Source organism: Psychrobacter sp. TB15 (genome assembly GCF_000511655.1).
Classification (GTDB): Bacteria; Pseudomonadota; Gammaproteobacteria; order Pseudomonadales; family Moraxellaceae; genus Psychrobacter; species Psychrobacter submarinus.
The window spans coordinates 47,332-61,240 of the sequence record NZ_AYXN01000015.1 but is presented as its reverse complement, the minus strand read 5'-3'; the positions used below and the strand labels follow the sequence as shown (position 1 = coordinate 61,240).

Annotated in this window: 9 protein-coding genes; 1 reads left to right on the top strand and 8 read right to left on the bottom strand. The window is 45.1% G+C overall.

What is annotated here, in order from left to right; genetic code table 11:
* Window positions 1-1,224: 1,224 nt before the first annotated feature.
* On the bottom strand, window positions 1,225-1,926 hold the full coding sequence (gene trmB / locus W234_RS0103055) for a tRNA (guanosine(46)-N7)-methyltransferase TrmB (RefSeq protein WP_264673170.1): 702 nt from the start codon (window positions 1,924-1,926) through the stop codon (window positions 1,225-1,227).
* Window positions 1,927-2,434: 508 nt separating this feature from the next.
* Here trmB and W234_RS0103050 point away from each other — a divergent pair.
* Window positions 2,435-3,364, top strand: a complete 930-nt coding sequence (locus W234_RS0103050; RefSeq protein ID WP_025644625.1) for a DUF2628 domain-containing protein — start codon at window positions 2,435-2,437, stop codon at window positions 3,362-3,364.
* A 3-nt stretch (window positions 3,365-3,367) separates the two neighbouring features.
* Here the strand turns inward: W234_RS0103050 and W234_RS0103045 are convergent, their stop codons facing one another.
* The 7 genes from W234_RS0103045 to rpoZ form a co-directional block, all read right to left on the bottom strand.
* The gene (locus W234_RS0103045; protein ID WP_025644623.1) at window positions 3,368-5,254 is read right to left on the bottom strand and encodes a monovalent cation:proton antiporter-2 (CPA2) family protein; all 1,887 of its coding nucleotides are present in this window, start codon (window positions 5,252-5,254) and stop codon (window positions 3,368-3,370) included.
* Window positions 5,255-5,315: 61 nt separating this feature from the next.
* Window positions 5,316-6,020: a hypothetical protein gene (locus W234_RS0103040; protein WP_025644622.1), complete on the bottom strand. Its 705-nt coding sequence runs from the start codon at window positions 6,018-6,020 to the stop codon at window positions 5,316-5,318.
* A gap of 562 nt (window positions 6,021-6,582) precedes the next feature.
* Complete coding sequence (locus W234_RS0103035; RefSeq protein ID WP_025644619.1) at window positions 6,583-7,734, bottom strand: cation diffusion facilitator family transporter; 1,152 nt, start codon at window positions 7,732-7,734, stop codon at window positions 6,583-6,585.
* Between the two features lie 307 nt (window positions 7,735-8,041).
* On the bottom strand, window positions 8,042-10,297 hold the full coding sequence (locus W234_RS0103030) for a primosomal protein N' (RefSeq protein WP_025644617.1): 2,256 nt from the start codon (window positions 10,295-10,297) through the stop codon (window positions 8,042-8,044).
* A gap of 264 nt (window positions 10,298-10,561) precedes the next feature.
* On the bottom strand, window positions 10,562-10,942 hold the full coding sequence (locus W234_RS0103025) for a Rid family detoxifying hydrolase (protein ID WP_025644615.1): 381 nt from the start codon (window positions 10,940-10,942) through the stop codon (window positions 10,562-10,564).
* A 59-nt stretch (window positions 10,943-11,001) separates the two neighbouring features.
* A complete protein-coding gene (locus W234_RS0103020) occupies window positions 11,002-13,182 on the bottom strand; it encodes a RelA/SpoT family protein (RefSeq protein WP_025644614.1) in 2,181 nt (726 codons plus the stop codon).
* A gap of 300 nt (window positions 13,183-13,482) precedes the next feature.
* Window positions 13,483-13,743 (bottom strand): DNA-directed RNA polymerase subunit omega, encoded by a 261-nt coding sequence (gene rpoZ / locus W234_RS0103015; RefSeq protein WP_025644612.1) that lies wholly within the window; start codon window positions 13,741-13,743, stop codon window positions 13,483-13,485.
* Between the last annotated feature and the right edge of the window lie 166 nt (window positions 13,744-13,909).

Here is a 13,909-nt window from a genome sequence, read left to right as displayed (position 1 = left end):
AAGCCCAAAATAGTCGAAACGGTTAGAGCTATGACTTAGATAGCTATCTTTACTATACAGTAAAAAAAATAGCGTTAGCAGTAAAATTAAGTTTAGAGCGTAGTCGTCAGCAGAGTAGCTACTGTACTGACTAACTCCTGATAAAACCTTTATAAAAATTACTAAGCAAATGATAGAGTTAAAAACTAAAAGCCTATAAGGATGCGCTTTTTGTTTGATTATTAGATGAGGTAATTATAACAAAATCCAAGCTAAATAATGAGTTTGTCTCACTCTAAACGACAATAGATGTCGCCTAACTTTTATAGTTTTTATAGGTTTTTATTAGCGCTCAGCTAGCCTGAATGAAGAGTAAATAGTATGATTTGTGCGCTCTGAAAAAATACAGATTTGTCAAGAGCAAATATAGTTGTCCACAGCAAAAATAAAATAAAATTTTGCTCGCTGTGAAACATTTGCGGCAATCAAATTTATTTTAAAATAATTATAAATAATTTTTTATTGTTTTAAATTAAGTGTAAGTAATTGATTTTATTATAAAAATAAATTGTATAAAAAATGACCAATTTTACCTAAAGCGTTAAGCTATCGACTCATATCCTTGTCAAGTACCTAGTTATCCACAGGGTTATCCACAGCTTCTGGGGAGAACTCTGCAACCCCTTATTATATCGATGATTGCACAAATTTGAAAATTATTAGAGTCTATCAATTTTTGATATAAACACCTTAAACATATCGGCTTGAGAGTCTTTTGAGCATAAGGTTTCACATTTAAAAAGGGAGATAATTTGTCTATTTGTTAGTAAAAATTTGAGACGTCTTAGCATTTCGCAGCAAAACCCTAAATAGAAGAGCTCAAGATGCAAAAAAGCGACTGTTGGTAGCAGTCGCTTATGGTACGTAAATAAGGTTTTAGATATTGACTATAGGGCGTCTGATGGCGACTAGGGCGTGTTGAACATTCGACCGTGGCACTGACAGAGACTATTTTTTAGACGATTTGCAGATAAAAATGGTAAGTTTAGTCGTTCTAAGCGTCTATTTTTATCAATAAAGCGGCAAAAAATAGTCCTGTCCCTGTTGTTGTAGTTAGGGCTGATGCTAAAATCGCCCTAGTCGTTGTAAAAATTTAGCTAAGGCATCTGCATTACCTGCAATTTTCCCTTAGACTAGAACGATTTTAGCTATCAGCAGTGCCTTCTTGTGAATGTTCAACACGCCCTAGTCTTTCGTATAAATCAAATCCCATACGCCATGATCACGGTCGATACCGCGGCGCTCAAACTTAGTCATCGGGCGAAAATCAGGACGAGGTGTAAAGTTGCCTGTACCGGCTTGATTGCTCAGTCCTGCAAAGTTATCGAGTACTTCTAGCATCCAAAAAGCGTAATGCTCCCAGTCTGTTGCGGTATGAAACCAGCCGCCCGGTTTTAGAGTGCGGGTGACAATCGCCATACGCTCAGCACTAACAAAGCGGCGCTTAAAATGGCGTTTTTTGCGCCAAGGATCTGGGAAGTAGAGCTGAATACGATCGATATGGTTTTCAGGGAGCTGCTTGAGCAGTTGTATGGCGTCGCCGTTGATAATTTTGATACTAGTCAGATTTTGCGTGCCTGCCATATAAGCGCATTTACCAATACCAGGCTCATGCACCTCAACACCGATGAAGTTGCGAGTCGGATCGGCTATCGCCATCTCAATCAAAGAGTCCCCGAGCCCAAAACCTATCTCTACTGTGAGCGGCGCATTGCTACCGTTTGGACTATCATTGAATAAGACACGTAGATCATCAATGCCGTCAAGATTACCATCGCCAAAACTGTTGTTGACTAGATATTCTGCAAACTTGGGATCGGTTAACGCTTGCTCCGCGTTTTTATTCATATGCGTGCGGCGCTTCATAAAAGTATTCACAATACGCATATGCTTATCGTTATTAGCCTCCTTGTCATCAGTTGTAGAGGCCGTACTAACGGCTTCAGAGCGGCTATCGCTGCTATTGTCTACTGAATGATCTACTGGGCTGGCGACTGGAGTGTCAATAGAATGATCGGAGGGAGATTGTGAGCTCATAATATGGCTAAGACTTTATAAAGTAATAAGTAGACAGGTATTATAGGTTAAATCTATTGGGTTTTTAAGCGAAATATAGCGAGCAAAAGCGCGAACAGCATTTAAAGGCTTGGATTAGTCAAAGGCAGCTCCAACGCCGTCTTAAACTGCGAGCCTAAAAGCCGGTTAGCATTTGACTAGTGGATGCATTGAGCTTGGCGATATCTTATAATAGTTATACTAATGCTAGTTAGTTTAAGCTATATCCTAAGTTTACTATTTTTAAGTGCTCTATTTTTATTAGACAAACACGTTTAATACGACCTTTCAGCCTCTCTAAAAAAGCCCCAATGCTTAAAATAACAATAGGGCCACTACCATGCTATTTATCGAGACGGATACGCCGCCCCCTTTCTACCGAGAAGAGCTGACCGCTGCTCGGCGCAAGCAGCTAGACCAGTGGTTTATCAGCCACCGTAGCCAAGACTATTACCTCAAGCGCTTTGAGCAGTTCGATGAGCAAGGATATCTGTCTCCTAAGTGGCATTGGGCCGCCTTTTTTATGACCTTTTTTTGGCTGCTCTATCGCAAACGTTACATCGATGCGATCGTCTACAGTGTCGCCGGTTGGTCATTTATTCAGCTCACCATTACTATCGTTTTAGTCTTTGTTGAATTTGCGGCGATGTCTTTTATTCCGCTGGCTTATCAGATGCCGCTGCGTATCGCGATTGCCGCTATCATTTGGTTGTTTTGGTCATTTATGGTGGCGCGCTGGACAGACGCTTATTACTACCGAATGGCAAGGCGTGAGATCGCCGATGCTTTAGACGATCATCCGCGTGATGAGACAGCGCAAAAAGCCATACTACGGCGTGAAGGCGGCGTCAGCTTATTTGGTTTAGGACTGGGATTCGCTATTTTTGTGTTTGCCTTAACGGTCATCAAGGTGCAGTTTTTACCTATTATCGCAAAGCCAAAAGAAAACGAAGTGCTATTCGATGCTTACGATATCACCAAAACCGCACAAAATCAGGTGGCTCTAGCTTATCAGCAAACAGGCGAGTGTCCTACTCAGCTGCCGATAGCGACTAGCAACCCAAAAATACAAGTGCGCATTGATACGCAAACGCCAAGCGTGCCAGAAACCGACTGTACCGTGACAGGTACTATCCAAAATGTCAGGTTTCCACTGCGCTATTTGAACGGTCAGACACTGGTGTTTTATCATCTACCAAATGAGGAGAATTGGCGCTGCACGAGCTCATTAAATGAAAAGCAAGCGCCGGCCTATTGCGTGGCTGATTAAGCATTAGTTTTTTGAATGGGGCAGAGGGTCTTGATCCTTATCAACTGGCGTGGCTTGGTTTTTAAGCTCTTCATAAAATTCGCTTAAGTCCATTTTGCGCGCTTTATCTATATCTTCATCGAAGAGACTCTCAAGCTCAGCCATCGCCGACTGCGCCGATTCGATAAGGCTTGCTTCATCATCATAGATGGCCTGCTGGCGTTCGATCAAATCATCGTCGTAATCGCGGAAAGTCTGCACCGTTTCGCGCGCTTTTTCAGGGGAGATGCCCAATAACTGCAAGGACTCACGCGACATATCTAAGGAGGATAAATAAGTCTCGCGCCATATATGACGAACCCCAACCTCACGCAGACGGTAGTAATGCTGCCTATCCCGCGCTCGCGCTAAAACAATCAAATCTGGATAATTCTTACGTAAATACTCAGCAGTGGTAATAGAGCGCTCTAGATCATCGATGGCCAAAATAAATAACCTCGCTTTATTGATGCCAGCGGCGCGCAGAATCTCAGGGTTTTTGGGATCGCCATAATAGACTTTATTACCAAATTTACGTACAAAATCCACGCGGTTCGCTGAGCGCTCAATGGCGGTAAATTCGATATTGTGCATGCGCAGTACCCGGCCAATAATCTGACCGATACGGCCGAAACCGGCGATAATGACTTGATGCTCGTGATCAGGAATAGTGTCGTAGTCGCGCTTGGGCTTACTTTTTGCAAATAAAGGTTCGCCTGCTTTTTCGAGTAATAAAAACGCAAATGGCGTAAGCGCCATAGAGATAGTCACTACCAGATTTAGCATATTGGCCAGCTCCGGCCTTAAGACATTCTGCGCACTTGCTACGCTAAAGAGTACAAAGGCAAACTCGCCGCCTTGCGCTAACGTCACCCCAAGCCGGATGCTCGTCGGTAAGCGGTTACCTGATACTTTGGCGATAGCCGTTACCACGCCGAATTTGATGACCATCAATGCCAAAGCACAGCCGACAATAAGCACCGGCTTAGCCAGGATAAGCTTGACATCTGTCAGCATGCCTACCGACATAAAGAACAGACCTAACAGCAGTCCTTTAAACGGCTCAATACTCGCCTCTAACTCGTGACGGTACTCTGAATCTGCTAGCAATACACCGGTCAAAAATGCACCTAAAGCCATGGAAAGACCGATCTGCTCCATTAAAATAGAGACGCCCATTACGATAAATAACGCTACCGCCGTTAACAGCTCGGCTGCGCCGCTAGAGGCCACGAACTTAAAGAAAGGTCTGACAATATAACGACTCGATAAAATCAAACCAGCAAAAACCATAAATACTTTAGCAAAATAAATTAAGTCATAGCTTTGTTCGCGTACCCCTGATAAAAAGGGGATGACAGCGAGCAGTGGAATAACGGCGATATCTTGAAACAGTAAGATAGTAAAGGCTTCGCGGCCATGCGTGCTTGAGAGCTGCTGCTTTTCGGTCAATATTTGCAGCACAAATGCGGTAGAGGAAAGCGCTAAACCAAAGCCAACGATAAAAGCTGTATCAAGCTGTAATGCAAAAAACTGATATAAAATCGCCATTAACACGATACCAGTCATGCCGACTTGCAAACCGCCTAACACAAAAATAGAGCGGCGTAGCGCCCACAGACGCGAAGGCTGTAGTTCTAGACCGATGATGAACAGTAGCATCACCACGCCAAATTCAGAAAAATGCAACAAACTCTCAGCGTCGCCTGCGACGTCTAGCGCGCTTGGGCCTAATATCAAACCAGTAATCAGGTAGCCCAAAACGGTTGCAATACCGAAGCGCTTACCAAGCGGCACAAACAGTAGCGCTGCCCCCAAAAAGATAGTCGCTTGTAGCATTAAGTTTGGAGAGCCGGCGGCGGCTGCGAACATAGTAAATCCTTATCAATCAGTCTCAAGCGTATAAGGTTAAGCACAATAGCAAAAAGGCGACTTATTTTTTGCGATAAATTTTCCAGACGTCATTATTGGCAATAGGATTGCTATAAGCATCATTGCGGCGTTTGCGCGGGGTCTGCCGACTATCCACAATTTTAAAATCAGGCAACGCATGCACAATCAGACCGGTACGATAAAAACGAACGCGCTCCGGCTCTAGCATCTCACCTTTATTATCGCGGCAGAACACATAAGCGCGCAAATCAATAAACTCTCGATGCGCAACCAACCTAGCTTCATCATCTGTCTCAAATACGGCAGTCATACGCTCAATCTCTTGCGCAGTATACTCACCGCATTTATTCATCAAGGCGCTGACTGAGCCAAAGCTTTTAGATTCTTTGGCGCGGGTTTTGGTCAGATGTAAGCGCTGCACATTAAAGATAAACTGCGGTATCTCTAGGCTGGCAGGTAGTGGCAGATGGTCAGGGGGCATATCTGCGGCAGGATAAAACTCCTTAGCACGGTCCAATAAGCTCTGCCAGCGCTGCTGATAAGCTTGCACCTCGCTAAGATTACCCTCAAAGATAGGCATATCGCGAATTTGCCGTAGAATATCAGGCGGAAACTGCTCATCACGGAAGCTGGCGATATCTTCTTGTAGCGTTGATAGCAGCACTTTGGCGTGCTTCTTACCGTCCTTTGAAGCAGGATCATCGATGTAGTCGGGAGCAACAAAAGGTGCTGAGCGTCTAGACATGGCAATAGCTCATTATTAAAAATTAATCGTTGATAAAGCTGCGATCTCTACTAAATAATAGCAAAAAGCGGCTCATTATAGATAAAATTATCGTCATTATAACCGCATAAGCGGCTACAGGTTTCATTTATCTACATTAAAACCTTTATAATGAATCATATAGTCATTTTACTTTTACTCTGAACTGACTATATTGCAAGATAACGTTTGTGAAGCGCTATGCCTAAAAAGAGGCTTTATTCAAACATCGACAACGCTACTCTGGTTTAGCAAGCGTTTCTGGTTTAGCAAGCGTTGGTAAAATCATCATGAATATCATCCGTATCATACTCATATCTATACTGGCATTCGCGTTTGGGTTTTGGCTCATTATGGTATCGAATATGGGGCCCGCTTATTGGCCACAAGTTATGAATGGAAGCTTAGATATTTGGATAAGGGGGCTCTTATTAGTATCTGGCTTATTTATTTGGCTAGCCATTATCATTTGGTGGTTAAGCATGATTTACCGCTATTTTTCAAATCCATAAAAATAATTGGACCCTTAAACTAAAATCTTTAGTTAATGATTGTGGCCGATATGTCCGCTATCACTGACGGCTCGCTCGGAGATATCACAAACAAGCGTATCACTGTGAGCCATCGTCTGCGGATGCGATAGGCTCTCCACCTGAATAGTGGCATGACTAATGCCTAAGTCTTGCAAGCGCTGTTCAAGCTCGCTAATCAGCACACTAGCCTCCGTAATACTCATCTCGCCATCGACCACCACGTGACAAGATAAAGCGTTTAGGCCACTAGTAATACTCCAAATATGGAGGTCATGAATCTTTTCGACTTGCTTATGATCGAGCAGACGCTCTTTGACTGCGTCTAATGAGATATCTTTTGGCGTGCCCTCCATCAAGACATGTACCGAATCACGTACAACGCGGTAACCACTTACTAAGATAAGTACCGCGACGATCACCGACGCTGCGGCATCGGCCCAAACCCAGCCAAACCCCATCATCAGTAAAGCGGCGACAATAGCGGCCACTGAGCCCATCAAGTCACTTAAGACATGTAGATAGGCGCTTTGCATATTGAGGTTAACAGGCTCTTTAGCGTCAGAGGAGTTTTGTTTTTCTCCATGACTGTGTCCGCTATCGCCACTACGGCTACCTCGGTGCATCAGCCAAGCCACTAGGATATTAATAAGCATGCCGATAGTAGCGATGATCAGCATACCTTGGGTAGCAATCTCAGGCGGTGAGTTAAGGCGTTTGATCGCTTCATAAAAAATCATCAAGGCGATAATTACTAGCGTCGCACCATTGACGGTGGCCACGATAATCTCAAAGCGTTTATAGCCAAAGGTCTTTTGATGGGTGGCGGCTTTTTCGCCGATTTTAAATGCCATCAACGTCGCACCAAGGGCGATGGCGTCGCTGAGCATGTGTCCTGCATCAGAGAGTAACGCCAAGCTGCCTGTCAGTAAGCCACCAATCGCCTCGATAAACATATAGCCTGTGATGATCACAAAGCTAATCAGTAACGTACGCTGATAGCCTTTGGTATCTCTCGGCGCGGTGTTTTGCTCTAGGTGAGAGTCATGATCATGAGCGTCTTGATTGCCAGCAGTATAGTTACTATCGTTGTTTTTATAGACATCAATAGGCTCACTTGGAGGCAAATGCTTATTTTGCTTATGACTGGGATCTTCTTGACTCATAACATTACTCAAATTTATTAAGACTTATGGTAAATAACTTCAAGGATTAATGATAAATCTAACATAGCCGAGTATTAGAAGCTGTAACGACGATGTAAAAATGCAGCCAGTAAGCTATAGTCGAGTCACTGCAAAAATGACATCGTGCTACTGGTATGAATTTTCCTTGCATGCTGTTATTACAGAGGCTGCGCAACATTCATTCCAGTAGCACTCTTCAATTTAGCACCATGTTATTTTGAACTGACTATACGTTTAGGAGCCTAAGAATAATAAGAGGAAACGGTGATAGGTTTGAGGTGTCAGCCTACCAGCCGACAGGGTCGATATCTAAAGTCAGTTTTAGATATTTAGCGCTGGGTAGCGCCAGTACGGGTTGCCACCAGTGGTTCAGTACTTGGTGGAGCTGTCCGCGCTCTTTGGCGATGAGGAGTAGCTGGGCATGGTAGCGGCTGTTTTTTTTGCTCATGGGCGCATCGATGGGCCCGAGCACGGCCAAATTGTGGTTAGTGGGCAAGATAGCGATGGCATCTTTGAGCGCTTGCATGGTGGCGGCTAGGGTTTTGCCTTCGCAGCGAATCAGCGCGGCATGGGTATGAGGCGGCAGTCCCATCATTTTGCGCTCTTGTAGTAGATCCCGCGCAAATGACAGGTAGCCGTCTTTTACCAGCTTTAGTAGTAGCGCGTTGTCAGGCTGTAGCGTCTGGATCAGCACGCGTCCTGCCTTGTCGCCGCGTCCAGCACGGCCCGCGACTTGAATCATCAGCTGCGCGGTATGCTCAGGCGAGCGAAAGTCTGCAGATAAAAAACCTCTATCAGCATTAGGCAAGCAGACGAGCGTGACATTAGGAAAGTGATGACCTTTAGCCACCATTTGCGTGCCGACTAGAATCGCCGGCTTACCTTCGTTAATACGCTGATAGATATTCTCCCAGCTGTCTTTACGCCTCGTGGTGTCGCGGTCAATCTGAATAATCGGGTATTGTATTTTACTGGTTTGCGGATTAGCAAACAGCGCATGTAAGTTTTCGCTAAGTCTTGTCGTCCCCATCCCTTTGGTATCTAAGTTTTGACTGGCGCAGTCCGGACAGCTATTTGGAATATAAGCTTGCCAATCACAGTGATGGCATTTTAAATAAGAGCTGCTTTGGTTTTGACGACTATAATGCACCGTTAGATGCGCATCGCAGCGTGGACAGTCTGCTTGCCAGCCACAAGCTTCGCAGAGTAATACCGGCGCATAGCCGCGACGATTTAGAAATATCAATACCTGCTCGCCGGCTTCGAGCGTTTGCCGAATAGCCTTGATGAGATCATCGGTCAGACCTGTGTCATAGTTTGCGCCATCGTCTGCAGTTTGTTGATGAGTGGTTTGCAGGCGGGCATCGATGAGCTGCATAGTCGCAGGCTTGGCACTGCCAGGACGCGTCGTTAGCTGGCACTCTATCAGCTTACCATCTGCTACAAGCTTTAGATGCTCAAGCGTTGGGGTCGCAGTTCCGAGCACGACGGGTATCTTATATTGCAGGCCGCGATATAGCGCCACGTCGCTTGCATGGTAGCGTAGGGTGTCTTGCTGCTTATAAGAGCTATCATGCGCCTCATCAACGATGATCAGACCTAAGTTAGCAAAAGGATACAGCACAGCTGAGCGGGTGCCGATGATGATTTGCGCGTGACCGGTACGGCAGTCTTGCCAACCTTGCAGACGGTAGGTGTTAGTCATACCTGAATGCAGTAGCACGATTTGCGCAGCAAAGCGGCTAGCAAAACGCGCTCGCGTCTGCGGCGTTAGGCCAATCTCTGGCACCAGTATGAGTACTTGCTTGCCAGCTTCTAATACCGCTTGCATCGCTTGCAAATAGACTTCCGTTTTACCACTACCGGTGATACCGTTGAGTAAAACACCTTTATACTGCTCAGCGCTATGAGCAGCAGTAATCGTCGCCACCGCCTGCTGCTGCTCGTCATTGAGATCAAGCGGCATCTTCGCTAAGCTCACAGGCTTAGGCGCTGATTTGTGCTCTATGTAGCGCTCAATTAAGCCCTTGTCTTCTAACGTCTTCAAAAAGCTGCGCTGCATTCCTTCGAGTAATAACACATCTTCGCTCGCACCGCGCTCGCCATGCAACTTGAGCATGTCGAACTGCTGTTTTTGCTTGACCGCATTGGCATGAAAGTCAGCATCGGTGACGTGCGGCAGGATGCGCCAATGAGTAATAAGCAAGTCGAGCGGTTTGCCTTGCCGCACAAGGCTTGGCAGCATCACAGCGAGTACATCGCCTAAAGGGTAATGATAATAACGCGCAAGCCAGTACGCAAGGCGAAGCATAGCGCTATCGACGATAGGTTCATCATCTAAGCACTGATTAATGGCTTTGAGCTTACCCATTGGAACATCGCTTGCGCTTGGCTCAATTTGGGCGATGACGATACCGATCAAAGTCTGCCTACCAAAAGAGACTTCGACGCGGCTACCGATTTTGGGCAAAGATAAGTCTGCAGGCACGCCATAATCAAATACTCGATAAAGCGGAACCGGTAGAGCAACTTGAACTAACATAAATGACGCTCGCAGCCTTATTAAAAGTTAAATTCGGTGATGTTTAAAGTGTAGAGAAACATATTAATAAGTGAAGCATACCAATAGATGAGGGTACTCGTTTTATTATGCGTAATATGAGTAGCACAAATAAGCAAGCCCAAATTGCCGTTATCGATAACCGCGCTTTGGGCTTAAGCTTTTGAGCTTGATAAAGTTGCCTTTGACTTCACGACTGTAGTCTTGAGCTATCAGATTCGATACTCTCAGACTTGACGCTATCCGTTATTCTATATACATAATTGACTCAATCTCTACCACGCCGCCTTTTGGCAAGGCTGCTACTTGTACCGCAGCGCGAGCAGGATACGGCTCACTTAGATTGGCTACAAATACCTCATTTAGTGCCGCAAAATCGCTCAAATCGGTCAAGGAGACGTTAAATTTAACCACATCATTGATAGTACCACCAGCGGCCGCGCAAATGGCTTTAATATTCTCAAATACTTGCTTGGCCTGCGCCTCAAAGCCTTCTTTTAGCTCCATAGTATCAGGATCAAAACCAAGCTGGCCTGAGATATAGACCGTATTACCAACCTTTACTGCTTGTGAGTAAGTGCCAACAGCGGCAGGAGCTTTATCGGTTTGAATAGTTTGACGACTCATAGTTATTCCTTTTAGGAAGTGAATAATAAATAAACAGGGGTTAAGTTATTTTGATAGTTTTATAGCTGATACAGACGCATAATATTGGGGAAGCCTAATAGCGATCTTAGCTCACGGATACCTTGGGCTAAGTGCACCCGGCTGCGAACGACTACATGAACGATCGTATCACTGTGACGTACATCGATCGTCTCTACACCGATATTTAACTGGCGCAGATGATAAACCACTTCGCTGATTTGCTCATCGCTTAGCGAGATGGAGAGTTTGAGATAAGCTGGAAAGCGTATCTTATTACCGGCATCATCAGAGTCGTTTTGTTTAACTGCTTTATCATCGCGCCACTGTAGCTGAATGATTTGGTAAGGATTGTCTTTACGAATATCATCGAGCGAAAAACACTTATGCCGGTGCACGACCAACCCATGCCGTGATAAGTGGCCAACGATTGGGTCGCCATAAATAGGATGACAACAATTGGCAAAATCAAGCTCAACACCCGCAGTATTGACGATGAGCTGCTGCGGCTGCGAGGCTTCACTGACATCCGCTTGCAGACTGCTCATCTCGTCGCTAAATAAGCGTGAAACAACGAGCTGCGGCAATAAAGTGCCAGAGCTTATTTGCTCAAACAGCACGTTTTTATCATCAACACCGCGCCACTCAAGTAGGTTGTTCCACTCAGAATCGTATAAGTCCGCTAGGCTTTTATGGTACGTTTTTAAAGCGCGATCTAGCGCTTGTTGACCATGACGCTGCTTTTCACTCGTAGGTAAGTCTTTAAACCAGCGCAAGATCTCCTTACGGGCTTTATTGGTGACCACAAAGCCAAGCCATTCCGCTTTGGGCTCAGAGTCGCTATCAATTTCAATCTCGACCAGCTGTCCGTTTTTGACAACCGTCCCAAGTTTGGCTTTTTCATTATCAATATTCGCGCCGACAGCGACATTACCCACCATAGGCCCAACCGCATAAGCGAAGTCGAGCGCCGTTGCGCCTTGCGGCAGCTCATAGGCACGGCCCTGCGGACTATAGCAGAGGATTTTGCTTGAATGCAGATAGTCCATCAGCTCGTTAATCGTAGACACCGCCGCGGTAAAGTCAGGACTATTTTCATCTAAGGTCTCTTCATCGACCAGCTCTTTCATATTGCGTAGTGAGGCTTGAATCACTGATTGGCTGACATCAGAGGCATGCTCAGCACCGATCACGCCGAGTCGCGCCGCCTTTTGCATCTTTTTGGTCATAATGACGACTTTGATACAATCATTGTCACGCTCATAAAGTAAAGTCAAAGATTGATTGCCGCCAGGTAGCGGCCGGCGAATATTGTCCTGAATATTCGCATCTTCGATTTGATATTTTTTGATGAAATAGTAAGCCAGCTTATCACAGGCCTCTACCGTATCGAGGACGATCTCAAAAGAGTAGTGACGAAGTAGGGCATTAATCTCGCCGCGGTTGCGAAAGAACTGACGGTACATAGCAACGCGGTTGTCTAAGATTTTAACGTGACCATTTAACTCTAAGTTGTTCAATACCACAATCAGATAGCGATGGATGGCTTCTTTTTGAAAGTTGCGTCCAAGGCCGTGCTGCAACAGCTTATCAGACAGCTTGTTATACATCTCAGAGTTAAGATTGCGGTAGCAGAGCACCTCTATGTAGTCAGCAATGTCATTGATGCCCATCAAGCGGGCGAAGGGCACATAAAAATCTAAAGTCTCTTGCGCGGTGGCGCGCTGCTTTTCAGTGCTGACCGCATCGAGCGTGGACATGTTATGCAGGCGGTCTGATAACTTGATAATCAACACGCGCGGATCTAACAAGGTTGCGGTAAGAATTTTATGAAAGGTTGCCGCTTTGTTTTGCTGCTTATTGTATTTTGAGGACTTAAGCTTGGTGACACCATCAACCAAGCGGGCGACGACTTTGCCATAACGCTGCTCAATCTGCTCGCCAGTGACTTCAGTATCTTCAACCGTATCATGCAAAATTGCGGCGATAATCGTATCACGGTCTAAACGAAAACCGGCCAAAATCTCAGCAACCGCGATAGGATGAGTAATATAGGGCTCACCTGATTTGCGCTTGTCTTTGATATGAGCGATATCACCAAACTCACATGCATCGATAATGTCGCGGCGATCGTCCCGACTTAAATACCCAACCGAGCGCAGCAAGTTATATTGGGCCTCGTCTACTAGACGATGACTGAGCTTAGGAAGGGTTTGGCTCATATAAGATTATCCTATGACTGAGCGCCTACTATGAGGCGCCTATAACTTGGCAATGGATTTAGCGGCTATTATTTAAAAAAACAAGCCAAAAGTAAATAAAATAGACTCTAATACGAGTTTGGTTTTCACTCTCTAATTAATCGTAAATAGCCTACAATGTCAACTACTAAGCACATTCAGTCTGTAAATAGCAAAAAACAGTTTTTTAAATCATAAAAACCACAGCTTAGAACTGTGGTTTTATCGCGCTACTTGAGTGCATCAGTAGCTATTTAAGCTATCTTTTTTTAGAAGCTATCTTTAAAAGCTATGATCACCTGATAGCGCTAAATCCAATGAGCTCGTTGCAAAACTATGCTCAGGCTGGTTTAGGATATCGCGGGTGATTTTACCATCAGCAATTTCGCGCAATGCTAAAACTGTTGGCTTGTCATTGTCAACTTCAACAAGTGGCTCAGCAATACCTTTTGCCAGTTGGCGAGCGCGTTTGCTAGCGACAAGTACCAGCTCAAAACGGTTGTCTACATTCTCTAAGCAATCTTCAATCGTGACACGTGCCATAGTTCATTACCTCAGTGATTTAGGATTAGCAGGTAGTGTGGAGGTGATAAATGATACACCAATAGGGTGCCTGCTAATGTATGGGAGCAAAAATATAGAAAGATATAGGGGGAATAACTGGCTATTATAGCATTTTTTCGCCAGTCGCGTCATGGCTTTTGTACTT